Annotated in this window: 32 protein-coding genes and 1 tRNA gene; 7 read left to right on the top strand and 26 right to left on the bottom strand. The window is 66.8% G+C overall.

What is annotated here, in order from left to right; genetic code table 11:
• Positions 1-41 precede the first annotated feature (41 nt).
• The 16 genes from E3O50_RS09830 to E3O50_RS09765 all read right to left on the bottom strand — a co-directional run bounded on the left by E3O50_RS09830 (position 42) and on the right by E3O50_RS09765 (position 10,486).
• Positions 42-1,793 (bottom strand): DEAD/DEAH box helicase, encoded by a 1,752-nt coding sequence (locus E3O50_RS09830; protein ID WP_134558896.1) that lies wholly within the window; start codon positions 1,791-1,793, stop codon positions 42-44.
• A complete protein-coding gene (locus E3O50_RS19340) occupies positions 1,790-2,773 on the bottom strand; it encodes a DUF6085 family protein (RefSeq protein ID WP_174774606.1) in 984 nt (327 codons plus the stop codon). Before E3O50_RS19340 ends, E3O50_RS09830 begins: the two co-directional genes overlap by 4 nt.
• Positions 2,770-3,135: a VVA0879 family protein gene (locus tag E3O50_RS09820; RefSeq protein ID WP_134564561.1), complete on the bottom strand. Its 366-nt coding sequence runs from the start codon at positions 3,133-3,135 to the stop codon at positions 2,770-2,772. Before E3O50_RS09820 ends, E3O50_RS19340 begins: the two co-directional genes overlap by 4 nt.
• Positions 3,132-4,514: a ParB N-terminal domain-containing protein gene (locus E3O50_RS09815; protein WP_134558892.1), complete on the bottom strand. Its 1,383-nt coding sequence runs from the start codon at positions 4,512-4,514 to the stop codon at positions 3,132-3,134. The genes E3O50_RS09820 and E3O50_RS09815 overlap by 4 nt, the downstream gene beginning before the upstream one ends.
• Entirely contained in the window at positions 4,511-4,762 is a 252-nt protein-coding gene (locus tag E3O50_RS19140) for a DUF3263 domain-containing protein (protein ID WP_166790640.1), read from the bottom strand. The genes E3O50_RS09815 and E3O50_RS19140 overlap by 4 nt, the downstream gene beginning before the upstream one ends.
• Positions 4,762-5,259, bottom strand: a complete 498-nt coding sequence (locus tag E3O50_RS19135) for a hypothetical protein (RefSeq protein ID WP_166790639.1) — start codon at positions 5,257-5,259, stop codon at positions 4,762-4,764. The genes E3O50_RS19140 and E3O50_RS19135 overlap by 1 nt, the downstream gene beginning before the upstream one ends.
• A complete protein-coding gene (locus E3O50_RS09805) occupies positions 5,256-5,474 on the bottom strand; it encodes a hypothetical protein (RefSeq protein WP_134558888.1) in 219 nt (72 codons plus the stop codon). Before E3O50_RS09805 ends, E3O50_RS19135 begins: the two co-directional genes overlap by 4 nt.
• 2 nt (positions 5,475-5,476) lie before the next feature.
• Positions 5,477-5,881 (bottom strand): hypothetical protein, encoded by a 405-nt coding sequence (locus E3O50_RS09800; protein WP_134558886.1) that lies wholly within the window; start codon positions 5,879-5,881, stop codon positions 5,477-5,479.
• Positions 5,838-6,650, bottom strand: a complete 813-nt coding sequence (locus tag E3O50_RS09795; RefSeq protein WP_134558884.1) for a helix-turn-helix domain-containing protein — start codon at positions 6,648-6,650, stop codon at positions 5,838-5,840. Before E3O50_RS09795 ends, E3O50_RS09800 begins: the two co-directional genes overlap by 44 nt.
• Complete coding sequence (locus tag E3O50_RS09790) at positions 6,647-6,874, bottom strand: DUF2793 domain-containing protein (RefSeq protein ID WP_134558882.1); 228 nt, start codon at positions 6,872-6,874, stop codon at positions 6,647-6,649. The genes E3O50_RS09795 and E3O50_RS09790 overlap by 4 nt, the downstream gene beginning before the upstream one ends.
• Positions 6,871-7,116: a hypothetical protein gene (locus E3O50_RS09785; RefSeq protein ID WP_134558880.1), complete on the bottom strand. Its 246-nt coding sequence runs from the start codon at positions 7,114-7,116 to the stop codon at positions 6,871-6,873. The genes E3O50_RS09790 and E3O50_RS09785 overlap by 4 nt, the downstream gene beginning before the upstream one ends.
• Before the next feature lie 10 nt (positions 7,117-7,126).
• Complete coding sequence (locus tag E3O50_RS09780; protein ID WP_134558878.1) at positions 7,127-8,521, bottom strand: hypothetical protein; 1,395 nt, start codon at positions 8,519-8,521, stop codon at positions 7,127-7,129.
• A gap of 113 nt (positions 8,522-8,634) precedes the next feature.
• Positions 8,635-8,868 carry a hypothetical protein gene (locus E3O50_RS09775; RefSeq protein WP_134558876.1) on the bottom strand — a complete coding sequence of 78 codons (234 nt, stop codon included), beginning with the start codon at positions 8,866-8,868 and terminating at the stop codon, positions 8,635-8,637.
• 100 nt (positions 8,869-8,968) lie between these two features.
• On the bottom strand, positions 8,969-9,115 hold the full coding sequence (locus E3O50_RS19130; RefSeq protein ID WP_166790638.1) for a hypothetical protein: 147 nt from the start codon (positions 9,113-9,115) through the stop codon (positions 8,969-8,971).
• On the bottom strand, positions 9,112-9,816 hold the full coding sequence (locus tag E3O50_RS09770) for a phage antirepressor KilAC domain-containing protein (RefSeq protein ID WP_166790637.1): 705 nt from the start codon (positions 9,814-9,816) through the stop codon (positions 9,112-9,114). The genes E3O50_RS19130 and E3O50_RS09770 overlap by 4 nt, the downstream gene beginning before the upstream one ends.
• Positions 9,817-9,907: 91 nt before the next feature.
• On the bottom strand, positions 9,908-10,486 hold the full coding sequence (locus tag E3O50_RS09765; protein ID WP_134558872.1) for a hypothetical protein: 579 nt from the start codon (positions 10,484-10,486) through the stop codon (positions 9,908-9,910).
• A 47-nt stretch (positions 10,487-10,533) separates the two neighbouring features.
• Here E3O50_RS09765 and E3O50_RS09760 point away from each other — a divergent pair, with 47 nt between their 5' ends.
• Positions 10,534-10,797: a helix-turn-helix transcriptional regulator gene (locus E3O50_RS09760; protein WP_134558870.1), complete on the top strand. Its 264-nt coding sequence runs from the start codon at positions 10,534-10,536 to the stop codon at positions 10,795-10,797.
• Positions 10,798-10,805: 8 nt separating this feature from the next.
• On the opposite strand, the gene E3O50_RS09755 is transcribed toward E3O50_RS09760, so the two are convergent.
• Positions 10,806-11,012, bottom strand: a complete 207-nt coding sequence (locus E3O50_RS09755) for a helix-turn-helix domain-containing protein (protein WP_134558868.1) — start codon at positions 11,010-11,012, stop codon at positions 10,806-10,808.
• A gap of 385 nt (positions 11,013-11,397) precedes the next feature.
• Positions 11,398-11,470: transfer RNA gene (locus E3O50_RS09745), tRNA-Lys, on the bottom strand.
• Positions 11,471-11,614: 144 nt separating this feature from the next.
• Between E3O50_RS09745 and E3O50_RS09740 the strand changes: the two genes are divergently transcribed.
• The 4 genes from E3O50_RS09740 (at position 11,615) to E3O50_RS09725 (ending at position 14,855) form a co-directional block, all read left to right on the top strand.
• A complete protein-coding gene (locus E3O50_RS09740; RefSeq protein WP_134450007.1) occupies positions 11,615-12,259 on the top strand; it encodes a DNA-directed RNA polymerase subunit beta in 645 nt (214 codons plus the stop codon).
• 201 nt (positions 12,260-12,460) lie between these two features.
• Positions 12,461-13,045 carry a sigma-70 family RNA polymerase sigma factor gene (locus tag E3O50_RS09735; protein WP_241975328.1) on the top strand — a complete coding sequence of 195 codons (585 nt, stop codon included), beginning with the start codon at positions 12,461-12,463 and terminating at the stop codon, positions 13,043-13,045.
• Complete coding sequence (locus E3O50_RS09730; protein ID WP_134450009.1) at positions 13,042-13,947, top strand: anti-sigma factor; 906 nt, start codon at positions 13,042-13,044, stop codon at positions 13,945-13,947. Before E3O50_RS09735 ends, E3O50_RS09730 begins: the two co-directional genes overlap by 4 nt.
• Positions 13,948-13,967: 20 nt before the next feature.
• Positions 13,968-14,855 carry an aminodeoxychorismate lyase gene (locus E3O50_RS09725; protein ID WP_134450010.1) on the top strand — a complete coding sequence of 296 codons (888 nt, stop codon included), beginning with the start codon at positions 13,968-13,970 and terminating at the stop codon, positions 14,853-14,855.
• Between the two features lie 30 nt (positions 14,856-14,885).
• Here the strand turns inward: E3O50_RS09725 and pstB are convergent, their stop codons facing one another.
• The 8 genes from pstB to E3O50_RS09685 all read right to left on the bottom strand — a co-directional run bounded on the left by pstB (position 14,886) and on the right by E3O50_RS09685 (position 23,925).
• Entirely contained in the window at positions 14,886-15,665 is a 780-nt protein-coding gene (pstB, locus tag E3O50_RS09720; protein ID WP_134450011.1) for a phosphate ABC transporter ATP-binding protein PstB, read from the bottom strand.
• 37 nt (positions 15,666-15,702) lie between these two features.
• A complete protein-coding gene (gene pstA, locus E3O50_RS09715) occupies positions 15,703-16,803 on the bottom strand; it encodes a phosphate ABC transporter permease PstA (RefSeq protein ID WP_134450012.1) in 1,101 nt (366 codons plus the stop codon).
• Positions 16,803-17,747 (bottom strand): phosphate ABC transporter permease subunit PstC, encoded by a 945-nt coding sequence (gene pstC / locus E3O50_RS09710; protein ID WP_134450013.1) that lies wholly within the window; start codon positions 17,745-17,747, stop codon positions 16,803-16,805. Before pstC ends, pstA begins: the two co-directional genes overlap by 1 nt.
• 162 nt (positions 17,748-17,909) lie before the next feature.
• Complete coding sequence (gene pstS / locus E3O50_RS09705) at positions 17,910-19,007, bottom strand: phosphate ABC transporter substrate-binding protein PstS (protein ID WP_134450014.1); 1,098 nt, start codon at positions 19,005-19,007, stop codon at positions 17,910-17,912.
• A 158-nt stretch (positions 19,008-19,165) separates the two neighbouring features.
• On the bottom strand, positions 19,166-20,116 hold the full coding sequence (locus E3O50_RS09700) for an NUDIX domain-containing protein (protein WP_134450015.1): 951 nt from the start codon (positions 20,114-20,116) through the stop codon (positions 19,166-19,168).
• On the bottom strand, positions 20,113-22,287 hold the full coding sequence (locus E3O50_RS09695) for an RNA degradosome polyphosphate kinase (protein WP_134450016.1): 2,175 nt from the start codon (positions 22,285-22,287) through the stop codon (positions 20,113-20,115). Before E3O50_RS09695 ends, E3O50_RS09700 begins: the two co-directional genes overlap by 4 nt.
• 56 nt (positions 22,288-22,343) lie before the next feature.
• Positions 22,344-23,258: a mycothiol synthase gene (gene mshD / locus E3O50_RS09690; RefSeq protein ID WP_198413631.1), complete on the bottom strand. Its 915-nt coding sequence runs from the start codon at positions 23,256-23,258 to the stop codon at positions 22,344-22,346.
• Entirely contained in the window at positions 23,233-23,925 is a 693-nt protein-coding gene (locus E3O50_RS09685) for a response regulator transcription factor (protein ID WP_241975327.1), read from the bottom strand. Before E3O50_RS09685 ends, mshD begins: the two co-directional genes overlap by 26 nt.
• Before the next feature lie 83 nt (positions 23,926-24,008).
• Here E3O50_RS09685 and E3O50_RS09680 point away from each other — a divergent pair, with 83 nt between their 5' ends.
• Together E3O50_RS09680 and E3O50_RS09675 are read left to right on the top strand one after the other, a co-directional pair.
• On the top strand, positions 24,009-24,272 hold the full coding sequence (locus E3O50_RS09680) for a hypothetical protein (protein ID WP_134450018.1): 264 nt from the start codon (positions 24,009-24,011) through the stop codon (positions 24,270-24,272).
• A gap of 191 nt (positions 24,273-24,463) precedes the next feature.
• Positions 24,464-25,123: an FABP family protein gene (locus tag E3O50_RS09675; RefSeq protein ID WP_134558864.1), complete on the top strand. Its 660-nt coding sequence runs from the start codon at positions 24,464-24,466 to the stop codon at positions 25,121-25,123.
• The last annotated feature ends 47 nt before the right edge of the window (positions 25,124-25,170 follow it).

Below are 25,170 nucleotides of genomic sequence, written 5' to 3'. Positions count from 1 at the left end.
CAGCTTCCGCGTCGGCGCGGCAACCCACTCCGGATACGCGCTCACTCGACAGCCTCGATCGGAGTCGTCAGGCCGAGAACCTGCTGCGCGAGGCGCTTCGCACGAGACGCGTCCTGCACAGCGTTATCGAAGAGCTTCCCGTCGAGGGACAGCATCGGCTCCGACTGCTGCCGCTTCACCTGGAGAACCTCCATGATCGCCGGGTCCGAGCCCTCCGCCGAGTTCAGGAAATACGCCACGGGCGGGTCATCGCCCATCCCGTCACGCCGCAGCCGGCCGATGGCCTGCTCGTGCACCTGCGGCGACCAGTCCAGCTCACCGAACACACCCACCCGGGCGAACTTCTGCAACCCGTCGACGCCGGCACCGGAACGCAGCGACATGATCAGGATCCGGCAGTTGTCCTCCCGGCCCGGATCGATCGGCGTGCAGAACGCATCCTCCGCGTCCGCTTTCTGCTTCGGAGACTCCGTTCCCGTGTACAAAGCCGGGTGGAACTCGGCCAGCTTGTCCATCCAAATGTCATAGACGTCGCGGTGCCAACCCCACATCACGATCTTCTCCTCCGCCTCGAGCAGTAATCGCACGAACTCAGCCACATACGGCGCCTTACCGACCCCGGTCGCCTGGCGCATCTTCCAATCGATCTGCCCGGCCGCGTGAAACTTCTCCTGCGTCGTCGCCGACGTCGACAGCAGTAGCCGTGCCAGCGCCTGAGTGTCGCCGGCCACCTTGTCGAGGGCCGCAGTGTCGATGTCGACGAGCATCGGGTTCTTGATCGTCTTCGGCAGCTCCCGCCCGACCTCCTTGCGCGTGCGACCCAGCATCAGGCCTGATTCACGCAGGTGCGAGCCGAGCGCTGCGGGATCTTTCACCATCATTCGGCCGTTCGACATTGCAGCGCCGCCCCACTCGCGGCTGAACTCCTCACGGGTGCCCAGCTCCCCGGGTGCCATCACGTCGAGGATGTTGTAGATCTCGATCCCGTAGTTGTAGACCGGCGTCGCGGTCAGGCCGATCACGTAGGTGGCGTTGTCGGCGACCATCGCCGCGGCCTTGCCCTTCTCCGTCCCTTCGCCGTTGCGGAGCTCCTGCACCTCATCGAAGATGACCGTGCGCACCTGGTTCTGCAACTGTGCCGCCCACCCCGAAATCTTCGAATACGGCACGATCGTGACGTCAGCCAGGATTCCCGTCGACGCCCGCACCGACGGCGTGGTCTTCTTCGCGACCTCAAACGTCAGCCAGGGGAATGCCTCCTTCAGCTCGGTGACCCAGCGGCGCGGGAGATGCGTCGGCGGGACCACGAGAGCGGGTAGCGCATCCTGGTGCACGAGGTTCAGGAGACCCGTGAACGTCTTCCCAAGGCCGACCTCATCGGTCAGCAGCAGCCGGCCACGAGCGCGCAGCATATCGACGGCTGTCAGCTGGTAGTCCCGCGGCTCCTTCGCCGGCGCCGTCGGCAGGTCCAGGCGCGTGTACTCACCGGCGATAATCTGCCCGACCACAGCCTCCTGGTCACGGTGCTCCTCGGCGCCCTGCTTCAGCCACCGCTCCGAGCGAGCATCGACGGGCAGCAGCGGCCAACGATCCATCAGCCAGGTGATGTCGCGCGCGGTCTCGAGGCTGTCGCTGATCGTGACTACAGATGCCCGGGTCGCCTGTGTGCGACCGAGGATCCGCCGTGCGCGCTGTCGCACGGCGGGTTCGAGGGTGAGCGCCCATGTGCCGCGGCTATTTCGGTCTGTCCATTGGGCCGGCCGGTACTCGTAGGTGCCGTAGGTGCGGGTCATAGTCCGCCTTCGATGAGAGAGACCAGGAGAACGGGCTTGCCGTTGAGTTCCTGTGCGATGGGGTGGTGGCTGGCCTTTGTCGTCACGAGGATGAGGGCGGAGAGCTCGTCGCAGAGTGAGTACCGTTTCAGCTGCCGGTATACGGACGCCGCGGATCCCTTTATCTTGACCTCGATGCCCACGGTCCCGCAGACGAGATCGATGCGCGAGATGCCATCCGAGAGGCGCACCTCCCTGGTCGACGCGATGCCGGCCGCGGTGAGCGCCGCGTGAAGGCCGGCCTGCAGGTCGTCCTCGTTCGCGTAGGTCACGTGGCTGTCACTCAGCAGCGCGGCGATCGAATCGGGCGACATCGCCCGCGGGGCTTTTGGCCATCCCGGATCCATCTCAGCCGATTCCATCCGAGCAGACATCACCCAGATGACGACAGGGTCACGCAGCGCCCCGTCCAGCTCCTCCGCCGTCAGGACACGAAGACGCATGCCAAGCACACTGATCACGAAGATGCCCAGCTCTCCACACACGAAACAGATGGACAAGTCCCCGTCCGATGGCTGCGCTAGTGGAGCAGCTGGAGCGGTGTGCGCAACGTTGAGGTACCCGCAGCGGCGGCACTCCACACCGGTGGCTATCGAGGCAGGCCCCTCAAGCGCTGTGTAAACGGTGTACACGGTCTCGCCCCAAGAGTCGGTCTGCACCCGATAGCGGCCAGGCTTCACAGGCGGCTCGGTGAGCGCCGCAAGCTGCGCGTGCATCGGGCAATCGAGGAGCTCGTCACCGATTCGCTCACGTAACGGGTGCTTGATAGTGAAGTCATCCCGGGCGAACGTGACCACGTGCTCGGTCTCAGCGTCCTGGAGGATCGTAGTAGCAGCGCGGCTGTTCGGGCATCCGAAAGCACGGCACAATATTGCGCCGTGGGGGTCGACGGCCAGGGTGCGGCCGCACCCCATGGGGCAGTTACCGATGACGCTGATCATGCGGGCACCGTTTCGATCGTCGCGGGGGCGATCGCGAAGCACGGGGCCTCGTGACCGTCGGGCATGATGATGAAGTCGGGCCCGTGGAAGAGACCGAACGCAGCCCAGTCGCAGCCGCGGCCTTCCCACTTGCCGGCACGTGTCTTATCGAGGGCGCCGATGATCCGACCGATGCACACCTGGCCGAGGTGCGCAGTCGAGTGCTCCTCCTGGCGACCGGCGCTATCGAGTGCAGCGCGGACGACACTCGCGATGTCCTTGCACGACGGGCAGATGAACGACCAGCCAGCAGGTGCATCGCCAAACCGGAGCTTCAGCTTCGCTAGCAGCTCGTCCTGCGTGCGCTTCACCGACGCGCTCATACGTCTGCCACCGTGAGGTTCTCTTCGAGCGGGGACAGCACGTAACCCCACGACGACAGCTGGTGCAGATACACGGGCACCTTGCCGTCCGTGGACGCCCAACCCTTCTTCTCGTCGAGGCTGACCTCGATGCCGGCAACCGCGATCGCCACGAGGACGTGCACGGCCTGCCCAGGCGACGAATCGACGAGGGCCGGCAGCGCATTCGCGTACGAAGTCGAGCCCCAGCTCGTCGTGGACTTCGTCTCCTCGACACCGAGCAGCTCGTGCGCGAGCCCCTTTACCCTCGACCCGTAGTCGTTCGGCAGCGTCGAGAAGTGCAGCGCGGCGAGCGCGGCCGCCTTCTCTGGGAGGTTGCGGCGCTGGAGGAGTTCCTTGACCCAGGCGATCCGGACCTGGGTGGCCGCAACCCAGAGGCGTCCGTTCTCGCGGGCGATGCGGCGCTCTGCTTTCTGCTCGTCGGTGAGAGGTCCGCCGGCGCTGTTGCCGTAGTCCTCGCCGAACCAGCCGTGGTCTGCCCAGTTGGCTACGGCGTAGCCGATCTCGAAGGTGCTGGGAAGACGGTAGCCGGTGTTGTTCGTCTTCACGTACGCGCGGAGGTCATCGCCGGCGTTCGCGAGGAGCGTCTCAATGGGGACGCACCTGGCGTGGCCCTTGGCGGTGTACACGTACTCGGCGGGCCGGTTCTTCGGGTCGTTGTAGTTCGGTCGCACGGATAGGAATGCGATGCCTGCGGCTTCGATCTCGGCCTCCACGACGAGGCGTGCGGCCGCCTCGGTGCGGTCGTTGCGCAGCTGCTGCACGCGGTGGCCGAGCTGGGTTGGGTCGTTCTCGGCGGCGGAGTTCAACGTCTCGAGGGCTTTGACGTCACCCTCGAACTCCACGAACGCGAGCGCGTCGTCGATCGTCAGCTGGTACCGGTCCATCGCCTCCGTCGCGACCGGCGCCTTCGCGACCTTGATGGCGTCGCCCACGTGCGCAAGCTTCGACGACGTCGTCTTCGCGATCGACATCGCGGACTTCCCGAACAACGACAGCTCGAGGTAGCCGTTCGCGACCTCACGGTCGGACAGGCCCTGACGGTGGATGTTCTCCGTGAGCTGCTCGGTGATACGCCTCTCCGCGTCGACCTCGCTGATCACGTACACGGGCACCAGCGGCACGTTGCCCTCGATCGCCGCGGCCGCGCGGCGGTGGCCGAGGTGGATGCGGTACTGGCCGTCGTTGATCGGGTCCGGGTATGCGACGATCGGCTCGAGGACACCGTTCGTGCGGATCGAGTCGAGGAACGGTTTCGTCAGCTGCAGCTCAGCGCGAACGTTCTTGTCGGTGGTGAGCAGAGTCGGCGGAAGCTGCTCGAGGTGCGGTGTCGTGTTCATGGAAGGGTGACCTTTCGTGCGTTGCGGCGGGTGGCGCGTTCCTCGATCGCTCGAAGGAGACGTGCCGTGGTGAGAGGATCGTGCTCGAGGGCATGGGTGAGCAGGACCTGCGTGGTGAGGATTGCGTTCAGTCGTTGGAAGTAGCGGGCGGCACTGATGCGGAAGGTGCGTCGGATGGCGACTTCCTTCCGAGAGGACATCGCCGGGAAGCGAGCCTCGAAGTCGATGACGTCGGTGACGGTGTCCATCAGGCCACCTCGTTCTGGTTCTCGATCGAGTCCGCGACGTACGCGTACGAACCGCCGACCCGACGGAGGGCCGCGACCTCCTCGGCGAGTGCGTGCTCGGTCAGCATCGGGATCCGCTCGAGGCGGTGCATCGCCTCGACGGTCGGAAGGTGCTCGCGTTGGCCGGCCGTCGTGAGGACCATCCAGGACTTGTTGCCGCGCCCGTTGACGCCGGGCGTGTGTACCTGCAGGGGAACCTCGGCGATGTCCTCGATCCAGGTCGGGATGATGTAGCCGGCGAGGATCGCGGCGGCCGGGTGAGAGTGCGCCCATCCGTGGCAGAGGCTCGACCCGCTGCCGCACAGCAAAATGATGTTCTCGACCAGATGTCCGCCGACTGCGCGGCGCATCCGGTGGTGGCGGGACCCGTTGTCCGAGATCCACACGCCGCAGCGGGTGCATTTCTGCTCGTCGCGGCCGTCGACCATCGCCGTGACGTCATCCGGGACGTTGCTCATGCGTGCACGACCTCGACGAGAGCCGCGGGGGCGAGCATCCATCCGAGGATTGGGCCGATCATTGTCAGCCAGTCGATGAGGACGAGACCCGATTCCGGCTCGTAGCGCACGGCACCGATCGTGACTGGGATTCGGCCGGCGGGGACCTCGAGGACGGCGGCGCGCCCGACCAGGGTGTGCGCGTACTCGGCGCTGATCGTAAATGTCTTTGCCATGGTCAGGCCTCCTCGGGAATCGTGCGGCCCACGGTGAGCGCGAGCTCGCTGAGGTTCCTGGTCGGCGGGCGGACGCCCAGTGTGCGATCGCCCGGGTAGCGGGTGCACTGGTCGCAGCGGCCGCGTTCCAGCGGGTATCCGTCGTGGATGCCGCACATGACGTCAGCCGGCGGCAGCAGTGACGCGGCGAGGCGGCGGGCGGCGAGGACTCGGGTGATGTGCGCCGGCTTCAGGTACTCGGTGCCGGCGACGGGATCTGCGAAGTGCTCGATGAGCGCCGATACTGCGTCATCGAGGGGTACCTGGGCGAGGGCCCGCTGCCACACGACGACCTGCTCGGGACGAAGGCGGTGACCAGTGATCTCACCGGCCATTGTCAAGAGATCGGCGGTCTGTGCCTGGTCCATCGGCTTGTCCTTTCTGGCGGAATTGATCAGCGATTGCACGGTTGTGGTCCAACGTCGATGGGCCCGTTGACGGCGGCGGTGCCCGGTCCGGGAGGACGTCGTCCCAGCCCTCCTGGTGCAGCCACGTCGCTGGGTGCCGGACGAAGTTGAGATCCGGGGTACGGTTTGGGTCGTCGCGGTAGGCGATCGCCGCCGCGACGAGGGTGGCCGGTGGGAGCTTCTTCGCTGCTACCGCGAACTTGATCCGGGCGGGAGCCTTGCCGGTGTGGCGCGGGTATGCCGAGTAGAACGCCTCGAAGTACTCATCGATCGTCGGCTCGTGCGCGATCAGATCTTTAACTGGGGGTTCTATCTGGGGGTTAACTGGGGGTTCAAGAATGCCCCCCCAGATTCTGACGCTTGGGTCCCCAGAATCTGGCGCTAGGCCCCCCAGATTCTGGCGCTGGTCATCCTCGTTACTAGCGCCAGAATCTGACGCTGGTGTTTCGATGACGACGGGCGGGTTCATCTGGAGGTAGTACCGGTTGCTGGTCCGGGATCCGTCCTTCCGGAAGCGTCGTTCCCGGGTGATTAGCTCGACGCTGAGGAGGAGGTCCAGCTGGCTGCGCACACCGCTTTCGCTAAGTCCGGTGAGGTCCGCGAGCACGGGCACGCCGGGGAAGCACGAGTGCTCTTGGTCGGCGAGGTCCGCGAGCGTGACGAGGACGAACTTCGGGCCCGCCTTCAGCCCGGTCTGGGCGTACGCCCAGGTGATCGCTTTGTTGCTCATCGTCGACTGGCTCTCTGGGTTGCTCGCTGTGTCGCGTAGGACATCGCGAGCTCGTGGGTGGAGAAGAACATCTGCTTGGCGGTTTTCGTCGCCCAGACGCCGATCTCGCGGGGCTGCGCGTACCACCGACCGCCGGCGCTCTTGGCAACGTTCCAGCGGTCGCCGCGGCGCGCTGATCGCATGGGACGGGTGGTGAAGTCCTCGGGAATTGGCTGCTTCCTCATGCGTTTGCCCTCTCAGCCGCGAGGCGGCGGAGGACGTCGAGGCGGTAGATGGTGGTGTCTCCGTCGACGTTGCGCAGGAACTCCCGACAGTCTCGGCATGGGGCGGCTGAGGTGTATTGGAAGCCGGCGTTCCAGCGGACATCGCAGCGCCAGCACCAGCGAATGTCTTCTTTCCTGCGCTCTTCGCCGGCTGCTTTCCGCTCTGCGTCGTACTCGACGCGGCGTTCCTTGGCCTGTGGCATCGCGGGGCCCTTACCGTGCGAGAATCCGGGTCGGAAGCGTGATGCGGATGCCGCCGCCGGGTGCGGGGTCGATACTGATGGTCATTTCGTCGTTTCCGTCGAGGTTGAAGCCGTTCGCGATCGCGCTGCTCTTCGCCTGGGCGAGGCCGGCAGGCTCAGTGATCGCGTTGAGCAGCTCGAACGCATCGATCGTCGCGGCTTGCTCGTCGATCAGGGTGACCTGCTGCTGCGCGACGTCGAGAGCCCTATCGCGGGCCTCCTGTGCTGTGCGGAGTTGGAAGTCGAGCTGCTCGGAACGCTGCCGCGCCTTCGTGAGCTCGAGGCCCAGGGCATCACGGTTGGCCGCAGTTTCTGCCAGTTTCGCGAGAGCCAGCTCGTGTTCGGCGATCGCGACGTCGCCATCAGCGAGCACGGCAGCGAGGGCGACGTCATACGCGGCGGGCGGCTCGGCGGGTGCTTCGTTGACCTGCAGCAGGGCGGCGCGGAGGCTCACGTTGGCGTCGTTTCGCTCCTTCGTCAGGGCGCGATTGTCGGCCTGGGCGAAGTCGCGGGCGGCCTTGGCCTCGTCGAGCTCGATAAGTGCGTGGCGTAGCTGGCTCGACAGATCAGAGGGCGCCGTAACGAGGGGCGCGTCTAGGTTGGCCTGCTCGATTGACGCCGCCAGGGCAACCGGGTCGCGGCGCGCGGTTCGGAGCCGGGGTCGTTCGGTTGAGACGTCGATGTTCTCCCAGTCGTATGGGCCGGCCCAGTCGTGGATCTCGGCGAGCGCACGTGCACGGGTCGCGTTGCGGCCTTCCACCGTCTCGCCGTCGAGGCTCCGCATCACGATGCGCATGCGGAGGAAGGCGGCCGTCACGCACTGGTCGGTGGTCTCCATGATGCGTGCTGGCGGGGCGATTAGCAGCCACCAGACGGAGTCGACGGTGAGGCCTGCGGAGTCGGCAAGATCTTTCGGGGTATGCCCGAGGTTGGTGAGTGCGCGGAGTCGGCGGGCGGCGCCGATCGAGGGGACTTTGTACACTTCAGGAGTCGGACGCGGCGCGATCGGCTTCGGCTTCATTGAGTTCTTCGACCCCGGTATCACGACCGGAGTCATTGCCTTGGTGGCAGGGGCTGGTGCGGCGTCTGTGGGAGCAACAGCAACCGCGAAATGATCGACGTAGCCCTCGGGAACCGGCTCGAACCCGGCACCGGTGATGGCGATCACGCCAACATCGGTGGGGACCTTTTCCGCCTCGGCTGCCTTCTCGAGCGCCTTTCGCGTAGCGTACCGATCGGCTGAGCTCGCGGTAGCGGCTCCTCGGGTGAGCTCGTCCTTGCACCCGTACGAGTAGTGCGTGCGCAGCTGCTTGTCGCTGAGCTCGGAGTGGTCTCCGTCGCAGGTGAAATTCTTAGGTCGGCCCATGGTGTGCTCCTGGTGAGGGTGAGAGAGCGGAAGTCAGTGTCGAAGGAGATAGATGACGAGCAGAACCGTGCTAACAGCCAGCGTGAGGATCACGGCGATGTCGCGGAGGCGGTTCAAAGTCCGGCCACCGTCGTCTCGGCGAAGGCGCGCTGTCCGATGTCAGCGCGGCGGCTGCAGCGCTCACACGCGACCGTGTCTGCGTCGAGCTGTACCCAGCGCAGGGTCTCGATGAAGTGCTGCACGGCGAGCGGTGCACCGGTGCCGGCGAGGTGAGTGCTGAGATGGCCGCAGAAGTTACACGTCCACACCGTCGCGGTCACGAGGAGTTTGCACTCGGTGATGGCCATCAGCGCACCGTGCCCTGATCGACGCGGCGGTAGCGCGGGGTCGGCCGGGCCTGCAAGCGCGCACGACGGAAGCCGCGCAGCAGGTGGAACAGGCGTCGCATCAGCGGGCCAGGATGGCGAGGAATGTGCCGATGCCCTGCGCTGCTGCGCCGGCCAGGATGAAGACAGCGACGCAGCCTGTGCCCAGGACCGTGTTGATGAGCCAGGTCGGCAGGGAAGTAGTCGCGGGGACAGTTGGTGCGGTCATGGTGTGCCAATCAGGGTGAGGTGATCAGAGGGCTCGATGTTGAGGTCCGCGGTGCCACCGAGGCGCTTGTGCAGCGCTTCGATGCCGGCCGGGGTGACGAGTACCTGCGGGTACGCGTCGTGCTGTCCAGGAACGGCGACCTTCTGCTCGAGCAGGTAACCGAAGCGGACGAGGTCAGGGGTGGGCTTCCACGTGTTGCCGACGCGGGTGACCCAGGCGAGCTTGTTCATCTGCTCGAAGAGCTTCACGCGGCCGATGGAACCGATGCCGGGATCCCGGGACAGGATCCGGCCGACGGCGCCCACGGAGTAGTGCTCGGGCAGCACCACAGCCGCTGGTTCCCCGATCGCGGGCTTCGCGACCTGGTGGCCTCCGCCGAAGCGGGTCTGGCGTTCCATGGAGTCCAGGCCGAGGCCGTCGAGGATGTCGATCCGCTCGTCGAGCCAGTAGAGGAACGCGGCCACGTTCGGCCGGTCGGCGATGGTCGCGAGGATGCTGCCGATCGTGGCGCGTGACCATGTGCGCGCCGTAGCGTGCTCGGCGTAGACGATGGGTGGTTCGTGGGAGCAGTCGCCGGCGTAGTCGCCGAGGTCCTGGTCGACGGCGGCGAGCACGTCGCGGGCGACAAACTCCAGGCGGCCATCGGCGATCGTCGCGCAGACGTCAACGTGGTGGATGCCCGTGAAGAAACGCGGGTGCATCGGGATGATGGCTGGCCTGACCGCTTGGGGGGACGCAACCAGGCCAGTTTCTCCGGCCGGGGTAACGGTGTGCAGGCCGCTTACCGGAGACTCACCGGGCACCATGGATGGCTCCGGAAGTGTGCGGGGCACCGGGAGCGCGTGGCGTTGTCACCGATGCCCCGCCGTCGACCTCGCCTGGAAGGGAACGGGCTGATGTGTCGACGGTTCCCCCTACAGTTGCGATAGAGGCACCCGGTGTACCAATCACCGGAGCCACAACTGAAGGAGAAGTCTTTTCATGGACAAGGACGTTGCGAATCTCATCGATCAAGCGCGCGACAACCTGCGGGGCGTTAGCTCTGCCACCCACAGCGAAGACGTCAATGAGGTGCTGCGGCAGGTCTTCTATGCGGTCGGCGCTCTTGCTGACGCGGTTGAAGTCCTCAACAAGTAGAGGATCGGCGACCGCGGCCGCAGTGTCTCCGTGAATTCCGGTCGCTCTATCCGAAATGTTGAGAATCCCCACCAGCTTCTTGAGGGATCGGACAAGATTCGCCGGCTTCACATCGACCTCGATGTGAGTGTCATTGAGTGTGGCGACAATACGGATCGATGACCCCGTGAACGTCATATCGAGGTCGCCAATCTCCCCGCGCCGCGCCCGCAGCATTACCGTGTGCGCGGTCACCGGATATCGCCTCCGACGCGCCCCGTGGAGCGCTCATACTGGGACTCATGGCAAAGGGACATAGCGAGAGCAACGGCGTGCCGGAGTGGACGCTGGCTGATCGGCTGCGGAAGGCCCGGCGTTCGATCGGGCAGGACCAGCGCGGGTTCGCTGAGCTGATCGGTTGTACGCCGTCCGCCTATGCGCAGTGGGAGACCGGCCGGGTCCAGCCGCGCGATGTTATGGGCCTCGCGTTGCGCATCCAGGAGCTGACGAACGTGTCCGCTGCGTGGCTTGTCCACGGCGATGGCATGCCGTTCAGCGAGAGATGAGTGGATCGTCACTCCGTACCGCCCTCGGCGAGTGCCGGCGTACCTGTCTTGAATCGGGCAATGCTTGCGACTTCGACAAGCACACGTCCAGATGGAAGCTTCCGTGCGGTGAGATGGCCCTGCTTGATGTAGCGGGCGACGGTTCGAGTGCTCACTTTAAGTTCCTGAGCTGCCTCTTTGGTTTGCAGCAGGTCAGGATTATTGCTAGCTGTCATAGTTACGGAGAGTATTGCACTGTGTCACAATCTGTCAATTCCTGACGGGATCTTCCTGACCAGCGAAGAAAATTACCTTAGGAAAAGGACTTGACTGACTGTCATTGTTTGTCCTAGTGTGTCGTACATGCCTAGCAACGAACTCATTGACGTTTCCCCGAACCCTCGCATCGACGAGGTCATCGGTGACACCGTGCACCAGCTCATGTGGCGTGCGCGGGAGACTCAGACGAGTCTCGCTCCGCTTCTCAGCCTGGGCCAGAGTGCCCTTAGCCTCAAGATTCGCGGGCGACGCCCCTGGTCGGCGTTAGAGGTCGACGTAATGGCGCGGCACTTTGGAGTGAGTCCTGCTGTGCTTTTCGGCTTTGAACCGATACCGGATGGGTGGGCCCCGTCGGGCTCGAACCGACGACCCAAGGATTAAAAGTCCTTTGCTCTACCAACTGAGCTAGAGGCCCGCGGTAAATAATCTACCGTGGATTCGGGCAAGGTTTTTCTGGGTACCGTGGGGAGGGTCCCCTCACGGACGGATTCGCCCCGCGAGGCCCCACCAGACACGCACCCAACACGCACGAGTCACGCACGAGACACGGAGGATTCGATTGGCAGAGGACTTCCACAAGCCCACCCAGTTCTCGGGCAGCAAGTTCGAATCCTTCGAGGGTGGCCAGGATCCGGCGGCAATCAGCCGCGTCGCGCACGAGACCGCTCATGCACTGCTCGCCCGGGTGCGGAACGACCCCGATCCCGAGGTCGTCGAGCGCCTCGTCGCGTACACCGACGAACACGGTATCGACGCGGTCGCCGAGCTGTGGTCGCGCGCAACGCCGCGCAGCCTGCCCGGCGCGCTCTGGCGGATCTACCTCGTCCGCCTGCTCATCCGCCAGGATCCTGAAGGCACGTCGTTCCTCTACCAGCGCGGCACCGAGGTCACCGTGGCGATCGACCCCGTCATCGCCGGAGCCGCCGCGCCGACCGGACCCGCTGAGATCATCGCCCTCGCCGACCAGATCCTCCGCGGCATCTTCACGGGCGACTTCGCCGTCGCGCTCGACCGTGCCGCGGCGTTCTGCCGGGTTATCGCAAGCGGATGCGCGAGTGTCGCCGACGACCTTGACGCGACGGAACTCGCCGCATCGGGGGTGTCCCGCGCCTCAGAGCTGACCACTCGCGCCCTGCGGTTCTCGACGACGGCCCAGGAGTTCGGATCGTGCGCCCGGTTGTGGCGCAGCGATTCGCTCGACTAGGAATAAACATCCGTCCTCGTCGTTTACACTGGATGCTGGTCGGGCCGCAGTAACCCCGGGCTCCAATATTCGCCGCTCTGAGCGGCCTCGCGCCGAGAGGCGTTCTGCGGCCCGGCCTTCAGCCTTTTCTGACCAATCCATTTCGTGTTCGGCGCCGAACACTAGTCATGGAACGGGATAAGACCTGACATGCTGGTTCTCATGACTGCTGACTTCGCCGCTGACACCGAGTCGACAGCGCCTCCCTCAAAAGAGGAGCTGCTTACCCGGGTCGCCACTGGCGACCAGGCGGCCTTCGGGGAACTGTACGACCAGATGGCCCCTCGGGTGCTCGGTCTGGTCAAGCGCCTGCTCATCGACCACGCCCAGTCGGAAGAAGTGACCCAGGAGATCTTCCTGGAGATCTGGCAATCGGCGACGCGGTACGAGCCGGCGCGTGGCGGGGCTTCCACCTGGATCATGACCATGGCGCACCGTCGTGCGGTCGACCGGATCAGGTCGTCGCAGGCCGGCCGCGACCGGGACACGAAGATCGGCATCCGTGACCTCGCGGTTGCCTACGACGACGTGTCCGAGACCGTAGAAACACGAATCGAGCATGAAAGGGTGGAGAAGGCGATGTCCAGACTGACCGAACTGCAACGCCAGGCGATCAGTCTTGCCTACTACGGGGGCTTCAGCCAGAGCGAAGTCGCCGCCCAACTGCATATCCCGCTCGGGACCGTGAAGACGAGGCTCAGGGACGGGCTCATCCGCCTTCGCGACGAACTGGGCGTGGCATCATGACCGGCACCGAGAACACCGGCACCCCGGAGCGCAACCCCGGCGAGCTGTCCGGCGCCTACGCGCTCAACGCCCTCGAGGCCAGGGAGCGCGCCGCCTTCGAGGCGCACCTGGAGTCCTCCGAAGAGGCCCGAATCGAGTCCGCCGAACTGAGCGACACGGCGGTGGCCCTGGGTCTCGCGACCGCCCCCGTGCAGCCCTCAGCCGCCCTCAAGGCCTCGCTGATGGCGAAACTCTCCTCGACCCCGCAACTCGCCCCCCTCGCCGGGCCGGCGAGCACCCGGACAACAGCACCGGCAGCGGATGCCGCCCCCGCGGCTCCCGGCCTCGCCGCCGTCCCGCCCGTTCCCCCGTCCGCAGCCGGCGCGGGCAGCCGCTCGGTTTCCGGCGCGAGCGCAGCAGAGCGGGCCAGAAAGCGCTGGTTCCAGCGCCCCGCGAGCCTGCTGGCCGCTGCGGCCGCTGCGGTCGCCCTGTTCATCGGCGGTACCTTCGTCGGCCTGGGACTGGCCGGCACCTCGGGCACGTCCGATTCCTTCGCGGCCCAGCAGGCGGCATCCCTCGCCCAGCTCAACGCGGCACCCGACGTGCAGCGCGCCTCGGCGACGACCGCGGACGGCCATCAGGCCACCCTGGTCTGGTCCGATACGAGCAGCCTTTCGGCGCTCGTCGTCGACGGCCTGCCTGCGCTTTCCGGCGACAAGGACTACCAGCTCTGGTACATCGGAGCCGGGGGAGCGGTCTCGGCCGGTCTCCTCGACACGAGCGTCAGCGCGAGCGGCGGAACCGCCTGGCGGGTCCTCGACGGCAGCCTCACCTCAGGCGACACGATCGGCATGACCGTGGAACCCAAGGGCGGCTCGAAGCAACCCACCACGACGCCGATCGTGGCCATCCAGAGTTCCTGATCCGCAACTAGGCTCGGGGCATGACGCTGCCATTCACCCTTCTGATCGACCCGGTGCCCGCCGATTCCGCCCAGGCGGACTTTGCGGGCACCTTCCACGAGATGGATTCGGCCGCTCCGGCTCTCCGGGTGGGGGAGCTGAGCACCCAGCGCGGTGACGGCATCTTCGAGACCCTCAGCGTCGTCGACGGGCACCCGCAGGAGGTCGAGGCGCACATCACCCGCCTGAGGCACTCGGCGGAGATCTGCGACCTCCCGGTGCCGAACCCGGCGCAGTGGCGAGAGGCCATCGCCTACGCGGTGGCGCGGGTTCCGCACGAGGGCGAGCTCGCCCTCAAGTTCGTACTCAGCCGCGGCGTCCAATCCGGGCCTGCACCGACCGCGTGGCTGCACGCGACCCGCGCGCCGGACCACTCCGCCGCGCGCGAGAACGGGGTGCGGGTGATCACCCTCGACCGCGGGTACCCGCGCGGGGTCGCCGAGGTCGCCCCGTGGCTGCTGATGGGTGCGAAGACACTCAGCTACGCGATCAACATGGCCGCCCTCCGCGAGGCGCGGCGCCGTGGGGCCGACGACACGATCTTCCTCACGCACGACGGCTACGTCATGGAGGGCCCGACGTCGAGCGTGGTCATCCGTTCGAACGGCGTCTACGTGACGCCGGCGCCGAGCGGTGCGATCCTGCACGGCACCACCCAGCAGAGCCTCTTCGAGCACCTCAGGGAGCAGGGCGAACCGGTGGAGTACCGCGACATCACGGTCGCGGAGCTGCGGGCGGCGGATGCCGTCTGGCTGTTGTCGAGCATCCGCCTGGTCGTGGCCGTGACCGAACTCGACGGCCTGCCGCTCGCGACCGACCTGCCGCGCACCCGCGTCTTCAACGCGTACCTGCTCGGCCGCACCGACTAGACCGCCGAAGCGGTCGGGGCAGGCGCGGGTTTAGCCGAAGCGACCGGAGACGTAGTCCTCGGTCGCCTGCACCGACGGGTTGGAGAAGATCGTCGTGGTGTCGTTGTACTCGATGAGCTTGCCCGGCTTGCCGGTGCCGGCGATGTTGAAGAAGCCGGTGCGGTCGGAGACCCGGGATGCCTGCTGCATGTTGTGCGTGACGATCACGATCGTATATTCGGCCTTCATCTCCTCGATGAGGTCCTCGATCGCGAGGGTGGAGATCGGGTCGAGGGCCGAGCACGGCTCGTCCATCAGGATCACGTCGGGCTGCACGGCGATCGCACGGGCGATGCAGAGCCGCTGCTGCTGGCCGCCGGAGAGGCTCGAGCCTGGCTTGTCGAGGCGGTCCTTGACCTCGTTCCAGAGGTTGGCGCCCTGGAGGGACTTCTCGATGAGGGCATCCGCGTCCGACTTGGAGATGCGGCGGTTGTTGAGCTTCACGCCGGCGAGGACGTTGTCGCCGATCGACATGGTCGGGAACGGGTTCGGCCGCTGGAACACCATGCCGACCTGGCGGCGCACGAGTACCGGGTCGACGCCGGGGCCGTAGAGGTTGTTGCCGTCGATGAGCACCTCGCCCGTGACGTAGGCGCCCGGGATGACTTCGTGCATCCGGTTCAGGGTACGGAGGAAGGTGGACTTACCGCACCCGCTCGGCCCGATCAGGGCGGTCACCGTGCGGGGCTCGATCGTCAGCGTGACGTTTTCGACAGCGAGGAACTTGCTGTAATAGACGTTGAGGTCGTTGACTTCAATGCGCTTGGACATGTGATCCTTCGAGTTGCGGCCAGCGGCCGGGTGGAGCCTAGCGGCCGAGCTTGGGGGAGAAGATTCTGGCGATGAGCCTCGCGAGGCCGTTCAGGAGCATGACGATGAGCACCAGGGTGAGTGCGCCGGCCCAGGCCCTGTCGAGATACGCCTGGGTGTCCGTGCCCTGGTTCGCGTACTGGGTGTACACGAACACCGGGAGGGTCATCATCCGCTGGCTGAACAGGTCGTAGTTCATGCTCGCCGTGAAGCCGGAGATGATCAGCAGCGGGGCCGTCTCGCCGATGACCCTGGAGATCGAGATCATGATTCCCGTGACGATGCCGGCGATCGAGGTCGGAAGCACCACCTTGAGAATGGTCAGCCACTTCGGCACGCCGAGGGCGTATGCGGCCTCGCGCAGCTCGTTCGGCACGAGTTTGAGCATTTCCTCGCTCGAGCGCACCACGACCGGGATCATCAGCACCGAGAGAGCGATGGCACCGCCGAAGCCGAAGCGGATGCCCGCATCCTGGAACAGCAGGGAGAAGAAGGCGAAGGCGAACAGGCCTGCCACGATCGAGGGGATGCCGGTCATCACGTCCACGAAGAAGGTGATTGCCTGGGCCAGCCGGCCGCGTCCGTACTCGGTGAGGTAGATAGCGGCGAGCAGGCCGATCGGCACCGAGATGAGCGTGGCGACGCCGGTGATCTCGAGGGTGCCCATGACGGCGTGCAGGGCGCCGCCGCCCGCGCCGACGACGTTGCGCTGCGACTCGGTGAAGAACGTCGGGGTGAGGAAGGCCGGCAGCCCGTTGACGACCGTCGTGAAGACAAGTGAGATCAACGGCAGCAGTGCGATCACGAAGGCGGCGGTGACGAGGGCGGTGACGAGGCGGTCCTTCGCCCGGCGCACGCCTTCGACGGCGTAGGAGAGCGCGTAGATGGCGACGCAGTAGAGCACTGTGCCGAAGAAGACCGTGCCGACGATGTTGAAGCCGGAGGTGGCCCCCGACAGCTGGAGCACCAGGAAGACCGCTCCGGTGACGATCCAGCTTGCCAGCAGGACGTAGAGCGTGGAGTTCCTCGGCAGCTTGCCGGCGGCGTATGCGTTGGCCTGGGGCGTGTTCGCGGCCCGGGTGGCGGTCGTGCTGCTCATCAGTTCGCTCCCGAGAAGGCCTTGCGGCGGTTGATGATGTAGCGGGCGATCATGTTGACCGCGAGGGTGATGACGAAGAGGATCAGGCCGGTGGCGAGGAGGATGTTCACGCCGACGCCGTGCGCCTCAGGAAAGTTCAGGGCGATGTTCGCGGCGATGGTCGTCGGGTTCTGCGAGGTCAGCAGTTGGAAGAGCACCGTCGGGCTCGGCGAGAGCACCATCGCGACCGCCATCGTCTCGCCGAGGGCGCGGCCGAGGCCGAGCATCGAGGCGGAGATGATGCCGGAGCGGCCGAAGGGAAGCACCGCCATTGAGATCATCTCCCAGCGGGTGGCGCCGAGGGCGAGGGAGGCTTCCTCGTAGAGCACCGGAGTCTGCAGGAAGATCTCCCGGCAGAGTGCGGTGATGATCGGAAGCACCATCACCGCGAGCACGATGGCGACGGTGAGGATGGTGCGCCCGGTGCCGGAGACCGGTCCGGCGAAGAGCGGGAACCAGCCGAACCAGTCGACGAGGTTCGCGTAGAACGGCTGGACGAGCGGGGCCAGCACGCCGATGCCCCACAGGCCGAAGACCACGGACGGCACGGCGGCGAGGAGGTCGATGACGTAGCCCAGGCCCTGGGCGATCCGCCGGGGGGCGTAGTGCGAGATGAAGAGGGCGATGCCGATCGCGAGCGGGATCGCGATGATCATGGCCAGCAGTGCCGACCAGAGCGTGCCGAAGGCGAGCGGCCAGACGTAGGCCCAGAAGTTGGTGAAGCCGCCGCTGAAATCGGCGGGTGCCGCGACGAAGGCCGGCAGGCTCTGGACGAGCAGGAACCCGGCGACGGCGGCGAGCACGGCGAGGATCAGGCTGCCGGCGACGACGGTCGCCGTTGAGAAGATCACATCGCCGGGACGCTGGGGGGCGCGGATTCGATCGCGGGCAACTACGGAGGTCATGCCGGGCGTCTCCCTGAGGTTCGGGTGGTGAAGCGAAAACGATGCGCGGTCCGGGGGCCGTACACCCCAGTCTGCCCGGTCCGGGCCGCTGATACGACGCGGGCCCGGACCGGGCAGACTTCGGTGGAGCTGGTAGTGCGGGTCGTGCCGGTGAAACGGGTGTTACTTGACGGTCGCGAGAACCGCGGCGACCTTGTCGGCCAGGTCGGTCGAGAGCGGCGCTGCGCCACCGGCGGATGCGGCGACCTTCTGGCCGTCAGCACTGGCCATGTACGTCACGTACGCCTTGACGAGCTCGCCCTGGGCGGGCTTGGCGTATTCGGTGCAGACGACCGCGTAGCTGACCAGCACGAGCGGGTAGTGCGTCGCGTCGGTCGTGGTGCGGTTGATCTTGATGGCGAGGTCGCTCGCGTCGCGGCCCGTGACGAGCGGGGACTCGGCGACGACGGCGGCCGCGGCTTCCGCGGTGTAACCGACGAAGGTGTCGCCGACCTTGATCTTCGCAACGCCGAGCTTGCCGGCCTTGGATGCGTCCGCGTAGCCGATCGTGCCGACGCCGTTGGTCACGGCGTCAACGACACCGGAGGTGCCCTTGGCGCCTTCGCCGCCCTGGATCGGGAATGCGTCGGCTGCCTTGTCGGTCCACACGGTCGGTGCGGTCTGGAAGAGGTAGTCGGTGAAGTTCTTCGTGGTGCCCGAGTCGTCCGAGCGGTGCACGGCGGTGATCGCCGTTGCCGGAAGGGTTACGCCGGAGTTGAGCGCGGCGATGGCCGGGTCGTTCCAGGTCGTGATCTCGCCGCGGAAGATGTGCGCGAGGGTTGCGGAGTCGAGCTTGAGGTCCGTGACGCCGGCGACGTTGAAGATGACCGCGATCGGGGAGATGTAGACGGGCAGGTCGACGGCCTTGGCGCCGGCGGCGCAGGACGCGAACGTTCCGGCGAGCTCGGTGTCGTTGAGCGCGGAGTCGCTGCCGGCGAAGTCGGAGCCGCCCGCGATGAAGGTGGAGCGGCCCGCGCCGGAGCCGGACGGGTCGTAGTTGACCGTGACGTTCGGGTTGGAGGTCTGGAACGCTGCGATCCAGGCTTCCTGGGCGGAGCCCTGGGCGGACGAGCCGGCGCCGGTGAGCGTTCCGGTCAAGGTGCTGGTCGTCGCTGCGGTGGTGCTCGAGCCGGTTCCGGCTTCGTTGGAGGCACACGAGGACAGTGCGAGAGCGGCGGCGACGGCGATGACTGCGGGTCGGCCAAAACGCTTGAGATTCACGAATTTTCCCTTTCGAGGGTTGACAGCAGTGAAACTGACTGCAGGGCGGGGCCGGTGCTGGCCCCGGTCAGACGATAATCCGACGGCTTAACGACACCCCCTCCGGAAGATGAACGGAAGGTTAACGTGAACGGGCTGTTCGGCGGGCCGGCGGGCCCTCAGACGCTCGGTCGGTAGGTTTCGATGCCGAGGATCCCGGCGCTCGGGTTCTCGCGGGACAGGTGCACGACGGAGAACGATCCGATGTCGAGGTGGGAGGCCTCCTCGATGTAGAGGCCGAAGGTGCTCCCCGTGGCGAGCGCGATCTCGTGCAGGATCTCGGGCAGCACCGGGCCGTGGCTGCAGATGACGGCGGTCTTGCGGGAGCGGATGCGCTTGCCGATGCCGGCGCGGACATCCGCTACGCCCTGTTCGAAGGCGTCCTGGCTGAAGAGCTCCGTGCGCTTGATCGGGATGCCTGTCGCGGCCGCGAGCGGGGCGACGGTCGTGATGCACCGGGTGGCCGTGCTCGAAACGATGCGGCGCGGGCGCCACGCCGCCACGGTCGGCACGAGTTCGACGGCCTGGGCGACGCCGCGTTCGGTGAGGGGACGGGTGCTGTCCGGGCCGGCCCAGCTTGAACCGGTGACGGCCTTGCCGTGCCGGAGGGCGATGAGGGCGAAGGTCGTCGTCACGCCCCTGTCGACGAGTTCGGCGAAGGCGTCGATGATCTCGACGTCCTGCGCGTAGCTGAGGTAGCTGCGTGCCTTTTTGATCGTGACCCATTCGATAGCCGCGATCTCGCTGTTCGGCACGAAGGTCGAGCGCTGGATCTCCTCGGGGTGCACCTCGGCTGCCCAGTACTGCACGATCTTTTCCCTGCCGTTTCCGAGCGAGTACCGCGATTCGCCGAGCGGCACGCCCAGGGCGACCGCGAGTCCGGTTTCTTCCTCGATCTCCCGCACGGCCGTCTGCGGCAGCGTTTCGCCGGGGTCGACCTTCCCCTTGGGGATGGTGACGTCGCCGTAGACCGTGCGGTGCACGAGCAGGACGTTCATCTTGCCGTCGATCAGGCGCCAGCAGACCGCACCGGCAGCGTGGATCGCTCCGTTCGGGAGGACCGCACTCATCGGCGACCCGTCGGCCGAACGCGTCGGGAGATCTGCTGCATCAATCGGTCCTGCATGTCGTCGAGCGGCTTTCCGGAGTCATCGAGGTGGTGGCGGGTCCATTCGCCGGTGTTGTCGAGCCACCAGGATGCCGTGCGGTCGTCCATGGCGCGGTTGAACAGCCCATCGATCTCCGTGAGGTGATCGGGGTCGACGAGGCGCACAAGGGCCTCGACGCGTCGGTCGAGGTTGCGGTGCATCATGTCGGCGCTGCCGATGTACACCTGGGTGTCCCCGCCGTTGTGGAAGGAGAAGATCCGGGAGTGCTCGAGGTAGCGGCCGAGAATCGACCGCACCTTGATCGTCTCGCTGACACCGGGGAGGCCCGGCGTGAGGCTGCAGATGCCGCGCACCCAGACCTCGACGGGGACCCTGGCCTGGCTGGCCCGGTAGAGCGCGTCGATGATGGCCTCGTCGACCATCGAGTTGACCTTGATGCGGATGCCGGAGGGCTTGCCGTCGAGGGCGGCCTGCGTCTCCTGGTTGATCGCCTTCAACAGCCCGCGACGCAGGTGCAGGGGCGCGACGAGAAGCCGCTTGAACTTCTTCTCGATCGCGTACCCGGAGAGCTCGTTGAACAGGCGGGTCAGGTCCTTGCCGACCTGGGGGTCCGCGGTCAGCAGGCCGAGGTCCTCGTAGAGCCTGCTGGTCTTCGGGTTGTAGTTACCGGTGCCGATGTGGCTGTAGTGCCGCAGCACGCCGTTCTCGTTGCGCACGACGAGGGCGAGCTTGCAGTGCGTCTTAAGGCCGACGAGGCCGTAGACGACGTGCACGCCGGACTTCTCGAGCTTGCGTGCCCAGGAGATGTTGGCCTGCTCGTCGAAGCGGGCCTTGATTTCGACGAGGGCGAGCACCTGCTTGCCGGATTCGGCGGCAGCGATGAGAGCCTCGACGATCGGGCTGTCGCCGGAGGTGCGGTACAGCGTCTGCTTGATGGCGAGCACGTCGGGGTCGGCGGCGGCCTGCTCGAGGAATGCCTGCACGCTCGTCGCGAAGGACTCGTACGGGTGGTGCAGCAGGATGTCGCGGCGCGCGATCGAGCTGAAGATGTCGGGCTCGGCGTTCGGCTCTGGCGCGAGGAGCTGAACGGCCGTGGTCGGCACATGCTTGACGTAGCGCAGGTCCGGGCGGTCGACGCGCAGGTCGAACAGTCCGCCGAGATCGAGCGGGGCGGGCAGCCGGTACACCTCCTGCTCGGTGACGTCGAGTTCGCGCACGAGCAGGCCGAGGGTGACCTCGTCCATGTCCTCGGTGATCTCGAGGCGGATGGGCGGGCCGAACCGGCGGCGCAGCAGTTCCTTCTCGAGGGCCTTGATCAGGTTCTCGGTCTCGTCTTCCTCGATCTCGACGTCCTCGTTCCTGGTGACCCGGAAGACGTGGTGTTCGAGGATGTCCATGCCGGGGAACAGGTCGCCGAGGTGGTTGGCGATGAGGTCCTCGAGCATGATGAAGCGCACGTTGTCGAAGCCCTCGCGGCGGTCGACGCGCACGAAGCGCGGCAGCATCGTCGGCACTTTGAGCCTCGCGAACTCCTGCTTGCCGGTCTTCGAGTTGCGTACCCGGACGGCGAGGTTGAGGGAGAGGCCGGAGATGTAGGGGAACGGATGCACCGGGTCGACCGCGAGGGGCATCAGCACCGGGAAGATCTGGTTGGAGAAGTAGTCGCGGAGCGAGCGGTGGTCGGCCTCGTCGAGGCTGTCCCAGGTGGCGATGTGGATGCCGGCGGCCATCATGGCCGGGCTGACGAGGTCCTGGAAGGCGCGGGCGTGCCGGTCCTGGAGCACATGCGCCATCGCCGAGATGTCGGAGAGGGCGTCCTGCGGTGCGGTACCGATGTTCGTCGGCACGGCGAGTCCGGTCAGGATGCGGCGCTTGAGTCCCGCGACGCGGACCATGAAGAACTCATCGAGGTTGCTCGAGAAGATGGCGAGGAAGTTCGCGCGCTCGAGAACCGGGAGCAGTGGGTCCTCGGCGAGTTCGAGCACCCTCTGATTGAACGCGAGCCAGCTCAATTCCCGGTCGAGATACCGGTTGGTGGGGAGTTCCGGGTCGTCCTTGCCGGTCAGGGGATCGAAATCGTCATCGAAGTCGCTTCCGAGACCCGATTCGTCCTGAATGTTTTCGCCGTCCATGAGTCCATCCTGACACCGCAGGACCTGCCGGTGCGACGGTTCCGGGTGAACAGTGCCTATCGGGTTCGGCGGCGGTACTGGACGTCGACACTGCGATCGGTGAATCCGAGGGACCGATACAGCCGCACGGCAGGCACATTGTCGCCCTCGACGTAGAGCGTCGCGCTGGTCGCCCCGCGCCGGCGCAGACGCTCGAGCCCCGCGGTCATCAGGCGGCGTCCGAGGCCGTGCCCGCTCCACTCGGGGCTCACCCCCACCACGTAGATCTCACCCTCGGCTGCTCCCGGCTCGATCTTCAGCCAGTTGTAGCCGACCAGGGCGTCGCCGACGCGGGCGACGAGGAAGTCGCCCGCGTCGAACCAGGCCTCGTTCATGCGGTCGGCGAGGTCGGCCGCTGTGATGCCGCCCTGCTCGGGGTGGGTGGCGAAGGTCCGCGCGTTCAGGGTCACCCAGGCGTCGGCGTCGGCGGCGGCGTCGAACGCGGTGATCACGATCGCGTCGTCCTTCTCCCGGGCGGAAGCCTCCTCCGGGGCGGCGGATGCCGGGGGAGCGGACGAGGCGTGGAGCGCCAGTTCCAGCTGGAGCAGTCGACGGACGGCGTCGAAGCCGAAGCGCCCGGCGAGGGCGCGGGCCGCCGGGTGATCGCCGTGCGCCCAGGCGGTCAGGCCGTCCGGCGCATCCACCGCGTACGCGGGATCGCCGAAGAGCTCGGTCAGGGCCGCGGTGGCGTGGCCGTGCCTGCGGAACCCGGGGTGCACGACGAGGTCGAGCTCACCAGAGCCGAGGACGAGGGCTCCGACGGCGGCGTCGCCGTCGCGAAGCAGAAAGGGAGCGCGGCGCCCGGCCGCAAGATCGAGGGTGGCCTGCTCGTTGAGCGGGGCATACCCGTCGACGCGTTCGGCGGCATCCGTCACCGCGGCCCAGGAGAGCGCGAAGGCGCTGTCGTCAGGCCCGTGCGACGGACTGATCACGCACGGCCTCTGGTTCCTGCACATTGAAGCGGTATCCGACGTTGCGCACGGTGCCGATCAGGGATTCCTGGTCGCCGAGCTTGGCGCGGAGGCGGCGGACGTGCACGTCGACCGTGCGGGTACCGCCGAAGTAGTCGTAGCCCCAGACCTCGCTGAGCAGCTGCTCACGCGTGAAGACCCGGGAGGGATGGGCCGCGAGGAAGCGGAGCAGCTCGAATTCCTTGTACGTGAGGTCGAGCGGTCGGCCGTAGACCTTCGCGGAATAGCTCGCCTCGTCGATGACGACACCGGCGGCGCGGATCAGCGCGGACTCCTCGGCCCGCGGCGTGCGGCCGGCGGCGAGGCGGATGCGGGCGTCGACCTCGGCGGGACCCGCCGTGTCGAGGATGACGTCGTCGATGCCCCAGCCGGGGCTGACCGCGGCGAGGCCGCCCTCGGTGATCACGAGCAGCAGCGGGACCTGACTGCCCGTCGTCTGCATGATCTGGCACAGCGACTTCGCGGCCATCAGGTTGGTGCGGGCGTCGACGAGGATGACATCGGAGTCCGGGGCGGTGATGAGCTGGTCGGGCTGGGCCGGAATGACGCGGATTCCATGCGAGAGCAACGCCAGCGCCGGCAGGACCTCCCCGCCGACCGCGGAGGTCAGGATCAATAATTGCGCCACGCGGGCCCTCCAACCATTGTTGGCCAATCCTAGCGTGCAGCCACGTGCAGCCGATTGCTCCCCTGGCAGGGCACAATGGAAGAGTGAAGTGGCAGTGGAGAAGCGTCGGCCTGGTCTGGGCGTTCGCCGTGGTCTGTTCTGTGCTCACCGGGGCCCTCGCGGCGCCCGGTCGTTCCCTGGTGTGGATCGGCCTCTCCCTCGCGGGGTGCACCATCGGCACCCTCTCCATCCAGCTCGCGACCGGGCAAAAAGAGGGCTACGTGCACCGGGTCACGCTGAGCCTCGTCGGCGCGGTCCTCGTCCTCGCCGCCGCGACCGGAATCTTCGCGCTCGCCGGGCTTCTGTAACGAACTGGTAAAGCCGCGCCGGGTACCCGCGCGCAGGCGTTTCGGCTCTCGCCGGGAGCTAAGGTGGTGTCATGTCAATCCTCGCGCTCGAAATCTTCTTCCTGGGCCTCCTCGCGCTCGCGAGCCTGTCGATCGCCTGGGTCTCCGGCATCGTGTTGTTCAAGCTGTTCCGGGGGCAGCGGTAACCCTCGATGTTCGAGCTCCCGACCCAGCTCCCGTCCGAACTCGTCCCGCTCTCGTGGCTCCTCGGCGTCTGGGAGGGGTCAGGTGTCATCGACTATGCCCTGCCGGACGGTCATCGGGTCTCACGTGAGTTCGGCCAGCGGCTGAGCTTCAGCCATGACGGCCTCCCGCACCTTAACTACAGCTCATACACCTGGCTTGAAGCGGATGCCGCAGCGAGCGTCGACGACGACGCCGAGGCGGTCGACGGGGCCGCGTCCGCCTTCGTCGGGAAGACCCCGCTCATGACCGAGACAGGGTACTGGCGCCTGAGTCGTCCCCAGGGCGCCGGCGACCCAGGGCCCGGGCTGCTGCCGGCAGAGGGCGAGCACCCCTATACGACGGCGTCCGCCGTGGAGACGCTCCGCAATGCCGACGGCGGCTTCGACATCGACGTGACGCTCGTGCATCCCGGCGGTGCCGCCGAGATCTACCTCGGCCAGGTCAAGGGGCCGCGGATCGACCTCGCGACCGACGCGGTGATGCGCACCCAGGGCGCGAAGGCGTACTCGGCCGCGACCCGGTTGTACGGTCTCGTCGACGGCCACCTGCTCTGGGCGTGGGACATCGCCGCCCTCGGCCAGAGCCTGCGCACGCACGCCTCCGGCCGCCTCAAGCGGGTCGAATAATCCCGGCGGTTCCCGCGTTGTCCCCGATGTGCGCCTCAGCGTTACGC

The organism is Cryobacterium sp. MDB1-18-1 (assembly GCF_004402735.1).
Taxonomy (GTDB): domain Bacteria; phylum Actinomycetota; class Actinomycetes; order Actinomycetales; family Microbacteriaceae; genus Cryobacterium; species Cryobacterium glucosi.
Note: the sequence above shows the minus strand (reverse complement) of the source record. Positions and strands in the feature narration are given on the sequence as shown.